Here is a 16,533-nt window from a genome sequence, read left to right as displayed (position 1 = left end):
TGGAGCGGGCAAGCCTCTGGGGGCCAACAGAAGAGGGGGACCAGTGACCGTCGTCTGGATCAACGGCACGTTCGGTGCGGGGAAGACCACCACCGCGGGGGAACTGATCGACCTGATCCCGAACAGCACGCTCTTCGACCCCGAGGTCATCGGCGGCGCGCTCACGCACCACCTCCTGCCGCCCAAGCACCTGGCCGAGGCCGGGGATTTCCAGGACCTGCCGATCTGGCGCCGGCTGGTGATCGACACGGCGGCCGCGCTCCTCGCCGAACTGGGCGGCACCCTCGTGGTCCCCATGACCCTGCTGCGCCAGGAGTACCGCGACGAGATCTTCGGCGGCCTCGCCGCCCGGCGCATCACCGTCCGGCACATCCTGCTCGCCCCGGCCGAAACGATCCTGCGGGAGCGGATAGCCGGCCGCCCCCTGCCGTCCGACCAGCCCGACGCCGATCTGCGGATACGCCAGTGGTGCTACGACCACATCGAGCCCTACCGCGCCGCGCTCTCCTCCTGGCTCGCCGCCGACGCCCATCTCGTCGACACCAGCGTGCTCACCCCGCGCGAGTCGGCCGTCCGCATCGCCGCGGCCCTCGGCAGCGACGCCGTACCCGCGTGCGACATCGTGCAGACGCCCGAGCCCACCGGCGAGACCGTCGCCTCCGGCGTGCTGCTCTTCGACGAAGCGGACCGGGTGCTGCTCGTCGACCCCACCTACAAGCCGGGCTGGGAGTTCCCCGGCGGCGTCGTCGAACCCGGCGAGGCCCCCGCCCGCGCGGGGATGCGCGAGGTCGCCGAGGAGACCGGGATACGGCTGGAGGAGGTGCCCCGGATGCTCGTCGTCGACTGGGAACCGCCGGCGCCCCCCGGCTTCGGGGGACTGCGGCTGCTCTTCGACGGCGGGCGGCTGGACTCCGCGACGGCCGGCCGGCTGCTGCTGCCCGGGCCCGAACTGCGCGCCTGCCGCTTCGTCACCGAGCGGGAGGCCGAGACGCTCCTGCCGCCCGTCCGCTACCGGCGGCTGCGCTGGGCGCTGCGGGCCCGGGAGCGGGGCGCGGCGGTCTACCTGGAGGGCGGGGTTCCGGTCGGCGGGCTCCCCGACCCGGCCTGATCCGGGCGGGAGGCCCTGGTCCACGGCCTCAGCAGGACCCCTCATACGTCCCCGCCGCCCGGCGCAGCCGCTCCCCGGCCCGTGCGGTCACCGGGTCGCCGTGCCCGAAGCAGGCCACGTCCGTGTCCAGCGCGGCGAGCCGCCGGAAGGAGGCGAGGACGCGGTCCCGGTCGAGGTTGAAGACGCCCGGCACGACCGTGCCGTCGACCGGCGAGGCGGCGATCGCGTCGCCGGTGAACAGGACGCCGTGGCGCGGGAGATGCAGCGCGATGCTGCCGTGGGTGTGCCCGGGGGCGTGCACGACGCGGGCGCCGCCGCCGAAGTCGAGCACGTCGCCGTCGCAGAGCCCGGTGACCCGCGCCGGGCGCCGGGGCTCTCCTCGGGGCAGGTGCTTGACGGCCTCGGCGTGCAGAGGGCGCTCCCAGTCCTCGAACACCGGCGGCGGCCCCGGCGCCTCACCCCGGACCACCGGCGCGTCCAGACGGTGGGCCAGCACCTCGGCCCCGCACAGGCCGGCCAGTTCGCCGGCGCCGCCCGCGTGGTCCTCGTGGAAGTGGGTGAGCACGATCCGCCGTACGTCCGCGAGGTCGTGCCCGAGGGACCGGACGGCCCCGGCGATCGCCGCGCCCGCGCCCCGGGCACCGGCGTCGACCAGGGTCAGCGCGTCCCCGTCACGCCACAGGTACGCCTGGCCCACGGCGAAGCGCAGCAGGCACAGGCGGGGAAGGATCTCCACGACGTCCATGGCACGACCGTAGAAGGGCCCCCGCCGTACGGCGAGGGCCCTTCGCTGTCGGCAGAGCGCGGCGGGACGCTCAGCCGGCCGCGTAGTTGCGCAGGAACAGCGCCTCGGCGACCGACAGCCGCTCCAGCTCCTCGGGCGAGACGCTCTCGTTCACCGCGTGGATCTGCGCCTCCGGCTCGCTCAGGCCGATGAGCAGGATCTCCGCCTGCGGGTACAGCGCGGCGAGGGTGTTGCACAGCGGGATGGAGCCGCCCTGCCCGGCGTACTGGAGTTCCTCGCCGGGGTAGGCGACCGCCATCGCGTCGGCCATCGCCTGGTACGCCGGGCTGGTGGTGTCGGCGCGGAAGGGCTGGCCCTGGCCGATCTGCGTGGTGCGCACCCGGGCGCCCCACGGGGTGTGTGCCTCCAGGTGGGCCTGGAGCAGCTTGGTCGCCTCGGCCGCGTCCACGCCCGGCGGCACCCGCAGGCTGACCAGCGCGCGGGCACCGGCCTGCACGGACGGGGTGGCGCCGACGACCGGCGGGCAGTCGATGCCGATGACGGTGACGGCCGGCCGGGCCCAGATGCGGTCGGCGACCGTGCCCGAGCCGGTCAGCTCCACGCCGTCCAGCACCTTGGCGTCCTTGCGGAACTGCTCCTCGTCGTACTGCAGGCCGTCCCAGGCGGCGTCGGCGCCCAGGCCGTCGACGGTGGTCGAACCGTCCTCGGCGCGCAGCGAGTCCAGGACGCGGATCAGCGCGGCGAGCGCGTCGGGGGCGGCGCCGCCGAACTGGCCGGAGTGCAGGTTGCCTTCGAGGGTGTCCACCTCGACGCGGAGCATGGTCATGCCGCGCAGGGTGCTGGTGACGGTCGGCAGGCCGACGCGGAAGTTGCCGGTGTCGCCGATCACCACGGCGTCGGCCGCCAGCAGCTCCGGGTGCTGTTCGGCGTAGCGCTCCAGGCCGCCGGTGCCCTGCTCCTCCGAGCCCTCGGCGATCACCTTGACGGCGACCGGTATGCCGCCGTCGGCCTTGAGGGCGCGCAGCGCGAGCAGGTGCATGATGATCCCGCCCTTGCAGTCGGCCGCGCCGCGTCCGTACCAGCGGCCGTCGCGCTCGGTCAGCTCGAAGGGCGGGGTGGCCCAGGCGGCCTCGTCGAGTGGCGGCTGCACGTCGTAGTGGGCGTACAGCAGGACCGTCCTGGCGCCCTCGGGGCCGGGCAGGTGGCCGTACACCGACTGGGTGCCGTCCGGGGTGTCGAGGAGGGCCACGTCGGTGAAGCCCTCGGCGCGCAGCGCGTCGGCGACCCACCGCGCGGCGCCCTCGCTCTCGCTCCTCGGGTACTGGTCGAAGTCCGCCACCGACTTGAAGGCCACCAGCTCGGCCAGTTCCGCGCGGGCCCTGGGCAGCAGGGAGGCGACGGTCTCGGCGACCGGATTCGACGACATGGGCACGCTCCTTGTGGGTGCGAGTCGCACTCGTGAGCACTTCGGCGGTGCCGCGCGAGCACTTCTGTGTTCCGGATGATCGTGTCAGCGTAGGCGCGGGCCCGGGATACGGGACGCGCCCGCTGCCGATCCTCCCACAGCGGGCCCCGGCGGCAGCCCCCGTAGGATGCCAGGGACAGCAGCGGCAGCCGGCTTGATGTGGAGCGGTAGACCATCGTGAGCAGCGAGAACTCTTCAGCGGACGACGTGCAGCAGGTGTGGGACGTCGTCGTGGTGGGCGCGGGACCCGCGGGGGCCTCGGCCGCCTACGCGGCGGCGGTCGCGGGGCGGCGCGTACTGCTGCTGGAGAAGGCGGAACTGCCGCGGTACAAAACCTGCGGCGGCGGGATCATCGGCCCCTCGCGCGACTCGTTGCCGCCCGGCTTCGAGCTGCCGCTCAAGGACCGGGTGCACGCGGTCACCTTCTCCCACAACGGCCGTTTCACCCGCACCCGCCGTTCCCGGCAGATGCTGTTCGGCCTGATCAACCGGCCCGAGTTCGACCAGCAGCTGGTCGAGCACGCGCAGAAGGCGGGCGCCGAACTGCGCACCGGGGCCACCGTGGTGCGGGTCGAGCAGCACGGTTCGGCGGTGCCCGACCGGCGCACGGTCGCCGTGGTGCTCCAGGGCGGCGCGACGGTGCTCGCCCGCGCGGTGGTCGGCGCCGACGGCAGCGCCAGCCGCATAGGGGCCCATGTCGGCGTCAAGCTCGATCAGGTGGACCTCGGCCTGGAGGCGGAGATCCCGGTGCCCGAGACGGTCGCCGCGGACTGGCGCGGGCGCGTCCTGATCGACTGGGGGCCGATGCCCGGCAGTTACGGCTGGGTCTTCCCCAAGGACGACACGCTGACGGTCGGGGTCATCTCGGCCCGCGGCGAGGGCGCCGCCACCAAGCGGTACTTGGAGGACTTCGTCGCCCGGCTGGGGCTGGCCGGTTTTGAACCGGCGGTCTCCTCCGGGCATCTGACGCGGTGCCGTGCCGACGACTCGCCGCTGTCGCGCGGGCGCGTGCTGGTGTGCGGGGACGCGGCGGGCATGCTGGAGCCGTGGACCCGCGAGGGCATCTCCTTCGCGCTGAGGTCCGGGCGGCTCGCGGGGGAGTGGGCGGTGCGGATCGCCGAGGCCCACGACGCGGTGGACGCCCGGCGCCAGGCGCTGAACTACGCGTTCGCGATCAAGGCGGGCCTCGGCGTCGAGATGGCCGTCGGCCGCCGGATGCTGGCGGCCTTCGAGCGCCGCCCCGGCCTCTTCCACGCCGCGCTGACCGGTTTCCGGCCCGCCTGGAAGGCGTTCAAGGAGATCACCCAGGGGTCGACCTCGCTGGGCGAGCTGGTCCGTACCCATCCGATCGCCCAGCGCGCCCTGTCCCTGATGGACCGGCGCCCGGCCGCGTCCGTCGCGGAGGACGCCGAGGCCACCGAGGACGGCGAGAACGGCGAGGGCGCCGAGGACACGGGGGCCGCGGTCACTCCGTGACCGTGACGCGGAAGACCGGGTGGTCGGCGGCGGCCGCGGCGATCTCCTCGTCGGAGGAGCGGGCGGTGACGCCCTGGAAGAACTGGTCGACCTGCCAGCCCCACCGCTCCAGGTAGGTCCGCAGGACCGGGAGCTTCTCGGCGTCGGGAAGCTCCACCACGGTGAACTCGCGGACCTTGCGTCCCACCCGCAGCTGACCGCCGCCCGCGGCGCGCATGTTGCGCACCCACTGGGAGTGGCCACGGGCCGAGACCAGATACTGCGCCCCCTCGTGGGTGTGCGGGTTGACCGGGATGCGCTGCAGGGTGCCGCTCTTGCGGCCGCGCACGGACAGCTCGGCCGAGCCGGCCAGGCTCAGCCCGTGCCGGGCCAGCCATCCGATCACGCCGTTCAGGCGGGCGTTCAGCGGGCTGCTCTTGAGGTAGTACGGCGACGACGACATTGGGTGACCCCCACGGATCGTTCGGAGATGCGGGAGAGCAGTGCTCTCGTTCGAGAACAGTGTGCACGGGAGTGGTGCTCCCTTGCAAGAGCACTGCTCTTATTTCTGTGCACCGCTTCCTTCTGCGTGCACCGCTTCCTTCTGCGTGCGCCGCTTCCCTCTGTGTGCGCCGCTTTCTTCTGCGTGCACTGCTCCGATACGTGTGCGCCGCTCCCGTTCCGTGGCAGACTCCTCCCCATGAACCCCAGGAACACCGCGCAGGGCGCCCGCGCCCGGGCCAGGACGGAGATCACCGCGGCCATCAAGGACGAGGCCCGCGCCCAGCTCGCCGCCGACGGCGCCGCCAAGCTCTCCCTGCGCGCCGTGGCCCGCGCGCTGGGCATGGTCTCCTCCGCGCTGTACCGGTACTTCCCCAGCCGCGACGACCTGCTCACCGCGCTGATCATCGACGCCTACGACTCGCTGGGCGAGGCCGCGGAGACCGCGCACCACACGGTGGCCGGGGCGCCGCCGGCGGAGCGCTGGACCACGGTGTGCGAGGCGGTGCGCGGCTGGGCGCTCGCCCACCCGCACGAGTACGCCCTCATCTACGGCTCGCCCGTGCCCGGCTACACCGCGCCGCAGGCCACCGTGCCGGCCGCGGCCCGCGTCGGCCTGCTCCTCATCGGCATCGTCCGCGACGCCCACGGACAGGGCGCCCTGACCGTGCCCGCGCTCCCCGAGGCGCTGCGCGCGGAGGCCGAGCGGATGACCGCCGACTTCGCGCCCGGGCTGCCCCCCGGGGCGACGGCCGCCCTCGTCGCCGCCTGGGCGCAGCTGTACGGACTGGTCGGCTTCGAGCTGTTCGGGCAGTTCAACCGGGTGGTGGAGGACCGCGAGACGTTCTTCCGGCAGGCGGCGGTCCGGCTCGCGCAGGGGGTGGGACTGGGCCTGGAGCCCTGAGCCGGCCGTCCCGGCGCCGTGCCGATGGGCGGCCGTACTGCACCGGCCGTACCTCCGCGGCCACGCTTCCCGGCCGTACTTCCCCGGGAGTACGGGTGAGCACGTCGGCGGGCGGACGCGCCCGGTGCCGCCGGACGTCCAGCGTGGCGGCATGGACGAGCAGCGCGGGTCCCGGGGCGGGCCGCCGCGGTGGTGGCACCACGGGCCCCCGTGGTGGCACCGCGCGGACGAGGAGCGGCGGCCCGGCGGCCCGGTGGCCCTGGGCGTCCACCGCGCTGTGCACCGCCGTCGTGATCGTCGGCTCCCGGTTCGCGGCCCGGGCGCAGCACGGCGGGCACGGCGGCCCGCGCGAGCCGCTGGACGCGTCCGCGTACGCGCTGCTGGCCGTGGCCTGCGCACTGCTGCTGTGGCGCCACCGGCGCCCGGTGGCCGTCGTGTACGGGACGGCCCTCGCCACCCTCGCCTACCTCGCCGCCGGATACCCGTACGGGCCCGTGTTCCTGACCGTCGCCGTCGGCTGCTTCGGCGCCGTCGTCGCCGGGCACCGGCGGGCCGCCTGAACGGCGGTGGGACTGCTGTGGGCCGGGCACGCGCTGATCGCGCTGTGGCTGTACCGGTGGCTGCCGCCGGCCGGCGACGCCGCCTCCACCTGGGGGCAGGAACTCGCCGTCGCCACCTGGGTGGTCGCCGTCGTCGTCGTCTCCGAACCGGCCCGCGTCCGCCGCGAGCAGTGGGCCGCGCAGCGCGCCGAACGCGCCCGGGCGGCCCGGCGGCGCGCCGACGAGGAGCGGCTGCGGATCGCCCGCGAACTGCACGACGTCCTCGCCCACAGCATCTCCGTCATCAACGTACAGGCGGGCGTCGGCCTGGCCCTGCTGGACAGCGACCCGGAACAGGCCCGCACCGCGCTCACCACCATCAAGGCCGCCAGCAAGGAGGCGCTCGGCGAGGTGCGCCAGGTTCTCGGCACTCTGCGCGCCCCCGGCGCCGCGCCGCGCACCCCCGCGCCCGGCCTGGACCGGCTGCCCGAACTGGCCGACCAGGCGGCTGCCGCAGGGCTCACGGTCGCCGTCGAGGGCACCCCGCCCCGGCTGCCGCCCGGCACCGGCCTCGCCGCCTTCCGGATCGTCCAGGAGGCCCTGACCAACGTCGTCCGGCACTCCGGTTCGCGGCACGCCCGCGTACACCTCGACCGCGACGGCACCACCCTGCGGCTGCGGATCGACGACGACGGGCCGCCGACCGGCGCGGACGCGGGCGGCGGCGGCAACGGGCTGGCCGGGATGCGGGAGCGAGCCGCCGCGCTCGGCGGCACCATCGACGCGGGCGCCCGCCCCGAGGGCGGCTGGCGGGTGCTCGCCGTCCTTCCCCTGACGACCGAGGAGGACCGGTGATCCGCGTACTGCTCGCCGACGACCAGTCACTGGTGCGGGCCGGGTTCCGGGCACTGCTCGACGCCCAGCCCGACATCGAGGTCGCCGGGGAGGCCGCCGACGGCGAGGAGGCCGTGCGCGGGGTGCGCGCACTGCGCCCCGGCGTGGTCCTGATGGACATCCGCATGCCGGTCCTCGACGGCCTCGCCGCGACCCGCCGCATCACCGGCGACACCGGCCTGGCGGACGTCAAGGTCGTCATGCTCACCACCTTCGAACTCGACGAGTACGTCTTCGAGGCGATCCGCTCGGGCGCCTCCGGGTTCCTCGTCAAGGACACCGAGCCCGACGAACTGCTGCGCGCGGTACGGGCGGTGGTCGCCGGCGACGCCCTGCTGTCCCCCGGAGTCCCCCGGCGGCTGATCGCCGAGTTCGCCGCCCGCTCCAAGGAGCCCGCGACCGCCGGTGCCCTGGCCCGGCTCACCGAACGCGAACGGGAGGTCATGGCCCTGGTCGGCATCGGCCTGTCCAACGAGGAGATCGCCCGCCGCCTGGTGGTCAGCCCGCTCACCGCCAAGACCCACGTCAGCCGCACCATGGTCAAACTCGGCGCCCGCGACCGCGCCCAACTGGTCGTCCTGGCCTACGAGACGGGGCTGGTACGGCCGGGCTGGCTGGGCTGAGCCCGAGGGCGGGCCGAGCCGGTGGACCGGCCTGGTGGACCGGCTTGGTGGACCGGCTTGGTGGACCGGCTTGGTGGACCGGCGTCGCGGACCGGTTCGGTGGGCCGGGCGGCTCAGGTGATCGCCGAGGTCCGCCGCCACAGCACGGCCAGCGCCGCGTCCCCGGTCACCTCCGGCACCGGGACACGGTTCCACAACGCCAGGTACAGCCGGTCCGCGGGACCTGAGAGTTCGGCGTCGGCCGTCCCGTCGCCGCCCGGCTCGACGACCGGCGGCCCGTCCGACAGCCGTACGGTCCACACCGCGTCCGGGCCGTCCACCGGGCCCGTGGCACGCACCCGCAGTACCCGCGGCCCGGACGTGCGCACCCGGCTGCGCGAACCGGCGTGGAAACCGCGCAGCAGCTCGTCGATGCCGTCCGCGGCGAACCCGGAGCCGAGCGCGGCCGGGTCGCCGCCGCGCGCCCCCTCGGCGTCGAACCGGTGGACCGCCGTCTCGTGCGCCTGCCGCCGGGCCCAGAAGGCCAGCGGCGACGGCGCCGGCTGGAACGTCCAGCACACCACGTCGGCCGGCGCCCCGGCCAGGGTCGCCACCAGCCGGCGGTGGCTGTCCCGGTACCAGTCCACCAGGGCCGCGCCGTCGAGTTCCGGCGGGTCGCCCAGGGGGCGCGGCGCGGTGTGGCCGTCGGCGACGAAGGCGGCGGCCCACCGGTGCACCGCCCCCGTGTGCCGCAGCAGGTCCCGCACCCGCCACCCCGGGCAGGACGGCACCGCGGCACCGGTACCCGCCTCATCGGCGGCGCGGGCGAGCAGACGGCCCTCCCGGTCCAGTGCGCTGAGGAACTCGGCGATCTCCATGCCGGGCAGTGTGCCGGACCGGCGGCCGCCGCGGAGGAGAACGCCGGAGGAGCGGACACGGGAGGAAAAGGTGCGGTAAGAGGGGACGTGGGAGGAGAGGGCGCGGGAGGAGAGGGTGCGCCACCGGGTCGGCGTATGCCGCGTTGCGGTGGGCCGTTCGGCGGGTTGGGCTGGTGGGGACTCATTTCCCCACGTTGCGGACGGCGATCATGACGATGTCCCCCTTCGGTGCCTCCTACGGCGGTCAGGACCCGTTCTCCGAGATCCTCAACCGTTTCTTCGGCATGACCCCGGCGGCCTCGCCCCCGCAGGTCCAGCGGGTGCCGATCGGACGTCTGCTGACCGAGTCCGCGCAGGACCTGATCAACCGCGCCACCCGGCGGGCCGCCGAGGACGGCAGCTCCGACCTGGACACCGAGCACCTGCTGTGGGCGTGCACCCAGGTGGAGCCCGCCCGCGGCCTGCTCGCCCAGGCCGGCGCCGACCCCGAACGCCTCGCCGCCGACCTCGCCCAGGCGCTGCCCGCGGAGAGCGGCACCCCCTCCGCCGAGCCCGGCCTGACCCCGGCGGCCAAGCGGGTGCTGCTGCGCGCCTACGAGCACTCCCGGGCGGCCGGAGTGTCGTACATCGGTCCCGAACACATCCTCGGCGCCCTACTGGACACGCCGGGCGCGGCACCCGCGCGCGTGCTGGGCGCCCACGGCATCGACGCCGACCAGTTGCGGCGCGGCGCCGAGAAGGCCGCCCGCGGCGAGGCCGCGCCGGGCGGGAACGGCACCCCGAGCGACACACCCACCCTCGACCAGTACGGGCGCGACCTCACCGAGGAGGCCCGGGACGGCAAGCTGGACCCGGTGGTCGGCCGGGCCGAGGAGATCGAGCAGACCGTGGAGATCCTCTCCCGCCGCTCGAAGAACAACCCCGTGCTGATCGGTGAGCCGGGCGTCGGCAAGACCGCCATCGTGGAGGGGCTGGCCCAGCGGATCGTCGGCGGGGACGTGCCCAAGACGCTGGAGAACAAGCGGGTCGTCGCCCTGGACCTGACCGGCCTCGTCGCCGGGGCCCAGTACCGGGGGCAGTTCGAGGAGCGGCTGAAGAACGTCATCGACGAGGTCAAGGCCGCCTCCGAGTCGACGATCCTGTTCCTGGACGAACTGCACACCGTCGTCGGCGCGGGCGCCACCGGTGAGGGCTCGATGGACGCGGGCAACATCCTCAAACCGGCCCTGGCCCGCGGCGAACTGCACGTCGTCGGCGCCACCACCCTCACCGAGTACCGCAAGTACGTGGAGAAGGACGCCGCCCTGGAACGCCGCTTCCAGCCGGTCATGGTGCCCGAGCCGAGCGTCGAGGAGACCGTGCAGATCCTGGAGGGCCTGCGCGACTCCTACGAGGCCCACCACCAGGTCCGCTACAGCGACGACGCGCTGGCCGCGGCGGCCGAGCTGTCCGACCGCTACGTCACCGACCGGTTCCTGCCCGACAAGGCCATCGACCTGCTCGACCAGGCCGGCGCGCGGGTGCGGCTGCGGTCCCTGGGCCGGTCCACCGAGGTCGCCGAACGCGAGGACCGGCTGGCCAAGCTGCGCCGCGAGAAGGACCAGGCCATCGCCGCCGAGGACTTCGAGCGCGCCTCCGAGCTGAAGGACCGCATCACCGAGGTGGAGACCGAGCTGGAAGGGCTGGCCGAGCGCCGCGAAGGGGTGCTGGAGGTGACCGTCGACGACATCGCCGACGTCCTGTCCCGGCGCACCGGCATCCCGGTCGCGCAGCTCACCGAGAGCGAGAAGGAACGCCTGCTGAAGCTGGAGGACGCTCTGCACTCCCGGGTGGTCGGGCAGGACGAGGCCGTCACCGCCATCGCCCAGGCGGTCCGCCGCAGCCGGGCCGGGATGGGCGACCCGAACCGGCCCGTCGGCTCGTTCCTCTTCCTCGGCCCGACCGGCGTGGGCAAGACCGAGCTGGCCAAGGCGCTCGCGGAACTGCTCTTCGGCGACGAGAACCGCATGGTCCGCTTCGACATGAGCGAGTTCCAGGAGAAGCACACCGTCTCCCGGCTCGTCGGCGCCCCGCCCGGCTACGTCGGCCACGAGGAGGCCGGCCAGCTCACCGAGAAGGTCCGCCGCCAGCCCTACAGCGTGCTGCTCTTCGACGAGGTGGAGAAGGCCCACCCGGACGTCTTCAACACGCTGCTCCAGGTCCTGGACGACGGCCGGCTCACCGACGCGCAGGGCCGTACCGTCGACTTCCGCAACACCGTGGTCATCATGACCTCCAACATCGGCGCCCAGCGGATCCTGGCCCACCGCGGCGACGTCGCCGACATCAAGGACCAGCTGATGGGGGACCTGCGCGGCCGGTTCCTGCCCGAGTTCCTCAACCGCATCGACGACATCATCATCTTCCACGGCCTGGGCGAGGAGGAGCTGCACCGGATCGTGGACCTGCTGCTGGGCGAGAGCCGGCGGCGGGTGCGGGCCCAGGGTCTCGACCTGGAGGTCACCGAGGCGGCGAAGAAACTCCTCGTCGCCCACGGCCACCAGCCCGAGTTCGGCGCCCGCCCGCTGCGCCGCACCATCCAGGCGGAGCTGGACAACCGGATCGCCTCGCTGCTGCTGAGCGACTCGGCCGACCCGGGTGACACCATCGTCGCCGACATCGACAAGGACGCCCTGGTCTGCCGCGTCGAACACCCCGCCCCCTCGGACGCGAAGGTCTACGAGGACGGCGAGGGAGCCGCCCCGGCCCCTGCCCCCTGACCGCCCCGCTCCCCCGCCCCCTGACCGTCCCCGCTCTCTCGCGCGCCGTCCGTCCCCGCTCTCTCGCGCGCCGTCCGTCCCCGCTCTCTCGCGCGCCGTCCGTCCCCGCTCTCTCGCGCGCCGTCCGTCCCCGCTCTCTCGTACGGCGTTCGAGCGGCCTCACTCGTACGCCGTCCGCCGCGTCGCGAACCCGATCGCGGCGGCCACGGCGGCCAGCACGGCGACGCTGGTGAGCGCGGCCGGCAGGGAGAACCAGTCGGCCATGAACCCGATGGCCGGCGGCCCCAGGAGCATGCCGCCGTAACCGAGCGTGGAGGCGATCGCGACCCCGCCGGGACCGGCCAGCGCGCCGGCGCGCTCCACGGCGACCGGGAAGAGGTTGGAGAGCCCGAGCCCGGTCACGGCGAAGCCGAGCAGCGCCGCCCACGCGGACGGCGCCAGGCAGCCCAGCAGCATGCCGGCCGCGGCGAGACAGCCGCCGCCCACGATCGTGCGGGTGCGGCCCAGCCGCTCCAGGAGGGTGGTGCCGGTCAGCCGCCCGATGGTCATGGCGAGCGCGAAGCAGGAGTAACCGGCCGCCGCCAGGCCCGGCGAGGCGGCCAGGTCCTGTGTGAAGTGCAGTGCGCCCCAGTCGGCCATGGCCCCTTCGCCGTACGCGGTGCACAGGGCGATCAGGCCGAGGACGAGGACGACTCTTCGGGTACGGCCGTCCAGGCGGCGCGAGTCGGGTGTCGGCGGGCCGGCTTTCCTGGCCTGTCCGGTCTCCCCAGCCTCATCGGTCTCCCCAGCCTCATCGGTTCGCCCGGCCTCCTCGGTTCGCCCGGCTTCCTCGGTATCCCCGGCTTCCTCGGGCTGTCCGGCGGGCCCGGCCCGTCCGGCTTCCTCGGGCCGGTGCCGGTGCGCCGGGACCGGGGGCGCGATCCGGAGTAGCGCGCGCCCCGCGACGGCGGTGACGAGCAGGCCGATCACGCTGAGGCAGAGCAGGTGGCGGGTGGGGGAGAGGACTCCGGCGACGAGCCCGCCGAGTCCCGCCCCGGTCATGCCGCCGAGGCTGAAGGCGGCGTGGAAGGTGGGCATGACCGGCCGCCGGAGCGCGGCCACCAGATCGACGGCGGCGCTGTTGAAGGCGACGTTGATGCCGCCGTACGCGGCGCCGAAGACCAGCAGCACGGCCCCCAGCGCCCAGGCGGAGTGGGTGAGCGGGGGCAGGGCCACGCTCAGGGAGAGCAGGACGGCGCAGACGACCGTGACCGGATGGCTGCCGTAACGGCGGCACAGCCGGCCGGTGAGGACCATGGTGACCACGGCCCCCGCGGAGACGCCGAGGAGGGCGAGGCCCAGGGCCCCGGCGGAGGCGTGGGTCTGGTGCTTGATGGCCGGGATGCGGACCACCCAGCCGGCGAAGACGAAGCCGTCCAGCGCGAAGAAGGCACTGAGGGCGACCCGGAGACGGGTGAGGGAGGGGTCCCGCACGGCACTGTGCGAACGGACTTTGTTTATTTGCGGCACAAAGTCAGGCTAGAAGGGGAGCGGGGGATGCGGCAAGGTGGAGTCCCCGGGCGAGGGGCCGGGCCCTTCGCCCCCGGCTGATCAGCGGGCTCAGCCCGTCATACGCCCCCACCGCGTGTCCACGCGGTCCCACTCCGCGGCCCACTGGTCGAAGCGGCGGCGGTCGAGCCGGGTGCGGACCAGCTTGGCGCCGCCGACGACGAGGGCCGCCGTGGCGGTCCCCGCCCACAGGCCGCCCAGGACGGACTGGAAGTCCGTGTCGGCCGGGGAGGCGGGCGTGGACGTCAGGGCACCGCGTCCGTCGGTCCACACGGTGACGTGCGAACCCGGCGTCGCGGCGGCCGGGACCCTGGTGCGGTCGGTGTGCGCGGTGCCGTCCGGACCGGTCCAGCGCACCGTCGCCCACATCAGCGCGCCACCCGCCGGCTCCCCGCTCCCGCGGGAGGCGTCCCGGGTCAGCACGGCGGACACCGGACGGCTCTGCGCCCGCACCCGCTGCGCGCTCTCCTGCATGGCCCCCGCGGTCACCAGCCCTGCCAGCAACCCGCCCGCCAGGGCCAGGAGCCAGGCGGCGAGCAGGATCCACGCCTCCACGACGTCACTGGTCCGCCGGAGCGGATTGCACCGCCATCGCCACATCCGCACTCGCGCACGACGTGCCACCTTCGACACCCCCTCGTGCCCATGGACGGCCCTTACTGCCAGTGTGCCCCCGGACGCGGGCGGAGGCTCTGGCGAACGGCGGAAAAGATCCGCCCCGGCCGGCCGGCCGGCGGCCACCAGCATCTCCTCCGCGGGCACCGGCCGCAGTCCGTCCGCGCGGCCGGCGAAGCAGTCCCGGGCCGGCTCGTCCGTCGGCACCTGCCGGACCTGGCGGAAACCGGCCTCCCGGGCGAGGGCGAGCATCTCCGGCGGCGAGAGGAAACCGAGGAACGGGTTCCCCGACGCCGCGGCCTGGCGGGCCGCCGTCTCCAGCAGCTCGCGCAGCGCGGGTGCCAGGAGTTGCGGCGGCCGCATGAACGTCATGGCCGGCGTGGAGCCCGGCGCGAGGGCCGCCACCTGGCGCAGAGTGCCCGCGAGCGCCTCCCGGGTGAGGTACATGCTCACCCCGGTGCAGGCCACCACCGCGGGACGCCGCGCGTCGAAGCCGGCCGCGGTCACCCCCCTCCCACCAGGAGCCGCCCGCCTCGAAGTCGACCGGCACGAGCCGCAGCCCGGCCGGCACCCCAAGGCCCAGCTCCGTCAGCCGCCGCCGCTTCCACGCCTGCGGTCCGGGCCGGTCCACCTCGAACACCCGCAGTCCGGCCGCCGCGTCGGGGCGCTGCTGGACGAAGGTGTCCAATCCCGCGCCGAGCACGACGTACTGCGTGACCCCGCGCCCGGCCGCCTCCTCGACCAGATCCTCGACGAAGCGGGCGCGGGCCACGATGCCCGCGCGGAAGGGCCGGGTCCCGTCCGGGTCCATGTCGGGCCGCTGCCGCCATTCCTCGCCGCACCCGGCCAGCCGCAGGCCGGCCTCGTCCTCGAAGACGTGCGGCGGCGGATCGGCCCGTACGCGCAGGGCCCGCCACAGGGCGACCCGCACCGCCGTGTGGTCCGCTCGCCCTGCCGCTTCCGCCTGCTCCGCCCGGCTGTCCGCCATGCGCGCACTCTCCCTCTCCGCGGTACCCGGGGCACCGGCCCGGCGTCGGCGCGCGCCCCCTCCAGGGTCGTACGAGCCGAGCCGTCATGCCCTTCGCGCCACGGTGTCCGCCGTTTCCCGCCGCACGGCCGGTGCGCGGCGGCGGATTCGGACACGGATCGGTCAAGGCTTGCGCACGCGTCGGTTGCCGTGTGGTGTACGGGCCATGATGGGACCATGACGCTCGCCGCGCGTGCATTCGACCAACTGGCCACCTGGCCCGACCTGATGGAGGCGGTACCGAGCTGCGGCACCGGGCAGGCGATCGGCTCGGCGCACGGGGAGATCGCCCACTTCCACTCCGAGCGCGACGTCGACCTCCGGCTGACCGACCGGGCCATCCGCCGCCTCGCGGGCGATCTGCGGAGGTTCGCCGCCGTACGGGTCGTGCCGGGCTCGTCCTGGGTGACGATCCGCCTCGACGCGTCGGCGGACGTGGATCTCCTGCTGTCCCTGACGAGCGTCGCGCTCCAGGCGCAGGAGGGTGGCCTCCCCGAGGACCGGCCGGTCCCCGCCGGCTGCAACGACGGCCGCGGTGTGGGCTTCCTGCGCACCTGACGTGCCACGGCCCCGCCCACCGCAGGACCGGGGCGGCCGCGGCGCCTCACACGCTGAGGACCCGGACCCCCGCCTCCTCGAACCTGCGTACCGTCTCCGGCCCGGCCGCCGAGTCCGTGACCAGGGTGTCCACGGACTCCGCCGCGCAGATCCGGGCGAAGGCGCGCCGGCCCAGCTTGCTGGAGTCCGCGGCGACCACGACCCGCGCCGCGCGCTCGCACAGCAGCCGGTTGATGGCGGCCTCGGCCTCGTCGTTGGCCGCCGCGCCGTGCGTGACGTCGAAGGCGACCACGCCGAGCACCGCCACGTCGAGGGTGATCTGGCCGAGCACACCGTCCGCCAGCGGCCCGATCAGCTCGTACGACTGCGGGCGCGCGACCCCGCCGGTCACCACGATCTTGAACTGCGGCCGCACGGCCAGCTCGCTGGCGATGTTGAGCGCGTTGGTCACCACGGTCAGGGCGGGCGTGCCCGAGGTGAGGTCGCCGCGCACCGCCAGGGCGCGGGCCACCTCCGTGGTGGTCGTGCCGCCGGTCAGGCCCACCGCCTCGCCGGGGGCGAGCAGGCCCGCGACCGCCTGGGCGATCCGCTGCTTCTCGGAGGCGCGGCGGGCCGTCTTGTAGCGCAGCGGCAGCTCGTAGGAGACGCCGTGCACCACCGCGCCGCCCCGGGTGCGCACCAGCATCTGCTGCTCGGCGAGCTGGTCGAAGTCGCGCCGGATCGTCGCGGCCGACACCTCCAGCCGGGTCGCCGCCTCCTCGACCTCCAGACGGCCCCGCTCGACGAGCAGTTCCAGCAGCGCCTTCCAGCGGGCGTCGCGCGACATCCGCAGCCTCCGTTCCTCCGTCTTTCGCGACCCTAGCGCACCCGGCACCCCCGGAAATGCTTGATTCTGCTCGAAACTCGACTGTATCTTGCAAGAACAATCAGATGAC

At 74.6% G+C, this 16,533-nt stretch carries 12 protein-coding genes and 2 pseudogenes; 7 read left to right on the top strand and 7 right to left on the bottom strand.

Annotated elements, in window-relative coordinates; translation table 11 throughout:
- Window positions 1-43: 43 nt before the first annotated feature.
- The gene (locus ABZ858_RS08650; protein ID WP_361374079.1) at window positions 44-1,108 is read left to right on the top strand and encodes an NUDIX domain-containing protein; all 1,065 of its coding nucleotides are present in this window, start codon (window positions 44-46) and stop codon (window positions 1,106-1,108) included.
- Window positions 1,109-1,136: 28 nt separating this feature from the next.
- On the opposite strand, the gene ABZ858_RS08645 is transcribed toward ABZ858_RS08650, so the two are convergent.
- Both ABZ858_RS08645 and ABZ858_RS08640 read right to left on the bottom strand, forming a co-directional pair.
- The gene (locus ABZ858_RS08645; RefSeq protein ID WP_361374077.1) at window positions 1,137-1,853 is read right to left on the bottom strand and encodes an MBL fold metallo-hydrolase; all 717 of its coding nucleotides are present in this window, start codon (window positions 1,851-1,853) and stop codon (window positions 1,137-1,139) included.
- 70 nt (window positions 1,854-1,923) lie between these two features.
- On the bottom strand, window positions 1,924-3,279 hold the full coding sequence (locus tag ABZ858_RS08640) for a dipeptidase (RefSeq protein ID WP_361374075.1): 1,356 nt from the start codon (window positions 3,277-3,279) through the stop codon (window positions 1,924-1,926).
- 216 nt (window positions 3,280-3,495) lie between these two features.
- Between ABZ858_RS08640 and ABZ858_RS08635 the strand changes: the two genes are divergently transcribed.
- On the top strand, window positions 3,496-4,794 hold the full coding sequence (locus ABZ858_RS08635) for a geranylgeranyl reductase family protein (protein WP_361374073.1): 1,299 nt from the start codon (window positions 3,496-3,498) through the stop codon (window positions 4,792-4,794).
- Here the strand turns inward: ABZ858_RS08635 and ABZ858_RS08630 are convergent.
- The gene (locus tag ABZ858_RS08630) at window positions 4,784-5,236 is read right to left on the bottom strand and encodes a nitroreductase family deazaflavin-dependent oxidoreductase (RefSeq protein ID WP_361374071.1); all 453 of its coding nucleotides are present in this window, start codon (window positions 5,234-5,236) and stop codon (window positions 4,784-4,786) included. The two genes, ABZ858_RS08635 and ABZ858_RS08630, sit on opposite strands and share 11 nt — an antisense overlap.
- Window positions 5,237-5,473: 237 nt before the next feature.
- Here ABZ858_RS08630 and ABZ858_RS08625 point away from each other — a divergent pair, with 237 nt between their 5' ends.
- The 3 genes and pseudogenes from ABZ858_RS08625 to ABZ858_RS08615 all read left to right on the top strand — a co-directional run bounded on the left by ABZ858_RS08625 (window position 5,474) and on the right by ABZ858_RS08615 (window position 8,234).
- The gene (locus tag ABZ858_RS08625; protein WP_361374069.1) at window positions 5,474-6,178 is read left to right on the top strand and encodes a TetR/AcrR family transcriptional regulator; all 705 of its coding nucleotides are present in this window, start codon (window positions 5,474-5,476) and stop codon (window positions 6,176-6,178) included.
- Window positions 6,179-6,329: 151 nt separating this feature from the next.
- Window positions 6,330-7,572: pseudogene (locus ABZ858_RS08620) on the top strand (sensor histidine kinase).
- The gene (locus ABZ858_RS08615; RefSeq protein WP_361374067.1) at window positions 7,569-8,234 is read left to right on the top strand and encodes a response regulator transcription factor; all 666 of its coding nucleotides are present in this window, start codon (window positions 7,569-7,571) and stop codon (window positions 8,232-8,234) included. The pseudogene ABZ858_RS08620 and the gene ABZ858_RS08615 overlap by 4 nt, the downstream one beginning before the upstream one ends.
- Before the next feature lie 113 nt (window positions 8,235-8,347).
- Here the strand turns inward: ABZ858_RS08615 and ABZ858_RS08610 are convergent, their stop codons facing one another.
- Window positions 8,348-9,091 (bottom strand): maleylpyruvate isomerase family mycothiol-dependent enzyme, encoded by a 744-nt coding sequence (locus ABZ858_RS08610; RefSeq protein WP_361374065.1) that lies wholly within the window; start codon window positions 9,089-9,091, stop codon window positions 8,348-8,350.
- 209 nt (window positions 9,092-9,300) lie between these two features.
- On the opposite strand from ABZ858_RS08610, the gene ABZ858_RS08605 reads away from it, so the two are divergent.
- Window positions 9,301-11,850, top strand: a complete 2,550-nt coding sequence (locus ABZ858_RS08605; RefSeq protein WP_361374063.1) for an ATP-dependent Clp protease ATP-binding subunit — start codon at window positions 9,301-9,303, stop codon at window positions 11,848-11,850.
- Window positions 11,851-12,009: 159 nt separating this feature from the next.
- On the opposite strand, the gene ABZ858_RS08600 is transcribed toward ABZ858_RS08605, so the two are convergent.
- Together ABZ858_RS08600 and ABZ858_RS08595 are read right to left on the bottom strand one after the other, a co-directional pair.
- Window positions 12,010-13,323: an MFS transporter gene (locus ABZ858_RS08600; RefSeq protein WP_361374061.1), complete on the bottom strand. Its 1,314-nt coding sequence runs from the start codon at window positions 13,321-13,323 to the stop codon at window positions 12,010-12,012.
- A gap of 810 nt (window positions 13,324-14,133) precedes the next feature.
- A pseudogene (locus ABZ858_RS08595) lies at window positions 14,134-15,001 on the bottom strand (class I SAM-dependent methyltransferase); the annotation flags it as partial.
- A gap of 216 nt (window positions 15,002-15,217) precedes the next feature.
- Here ABZ858_RS08595 and ABZ858_RS08590 point away from each other — a divergent pair.
- Complete coding sequence (locus ABZ858_RS08590) at window positions 15,218-15,598, top strand: luciferase family protein (RefSeq protein ID WP_361374059.1); 381 nt, start codon at window positions 15,218-15,220, stop codon at window positions 15,596-15,598.
- Between the two features lie 46 nt (window positions 15,599-15,644).
- Here the strand turns inward: ABZ858_RS08590 and ABZ858_RS08585 are convergent, their stop codons facing one another.
- Window positions 15,645-16,424, bottom strand: a complete 780-nt coding sequence (locus tag ABZ858_RS08585) for a DeoR/GlpR family DNA-binding transcription regulator (RefSeq protein ID WP_361374057.1) — start codon at window positions 16,422-16,424, stop codon at window positions 15,645-15,647.
- Window positions 16,425-16,533 lie beyond the last annotated feature (109 nt).

This window comes from Streptomyces sp. NPDC047017 (assembly GCF_040644175.1).
GTDB lineage: Bacteria > Actinomycetota > Actinomycetes > Streptomycetales > Streptomycetaceae > Streptomyces.
This window is presented reverse-complemented; position numbering and strand designations above follow the sequence as displayed.

Coding starts and splice junctions, on each gene's coding strand:
- ABZ858_RS08590 (WP_361374059.1), top strand. CDS start 15,218: ATGACGCTCGCCGCGCGTGCATTCGACCAACTGGCCACCTGGCCCGAC.
- ABZ858_RS08585 (WP_361374057.1), bottom strand. CDS start 16,424: ATGTCGCGCGACGCCCGCTGGAAGGCGCTGCTGGAACTGCTCGTCGAG.
- ABZ858_RS08640 (WP_361374075.1), bottom strand. CDS start 3,279: ATGTCGTCGAATCCGGTCGCCGAGACCGTCGCCTCCCTGCTGCCCAGG.
- ABZ858_RS08610 (WP_361374065.1), bottom strand. CDS start 9,091: ATGGAGATCGCCGAGTTCCTCAGCGCACTGGACCGGGAGGGCCGTCTG.
- ABZ858_RS08625 (WP_361374069.1), top strand. CDS start 5,474: ATGAACCCCAGGAACACCGCGCAGGGCGCCCGCGCCCGGGCCAGGACG.
- ABZ858_RS08605 (WP_361374063.1), top strand. CDS start 9,301: ATGACGATGTCCCCCTTCGGTGCCTCCTACGGCGGTCAGGACCCGTTC.
- ABZ858_RS08645 (WP_361374077.1), bottom strand. CDS start 1,853: ATGGACGTCGTGGAGATCCTTCCCCGCCTGTGCCTGCTGCGCTTCGCC.
- ABZ858_RS08630 (WP_361374071.1), bottom strand. CDS start 5,236: ATGTCGTCGTCGCCGTACTACCTCAAGAGCAGCCCGCTGAACGCCCGC.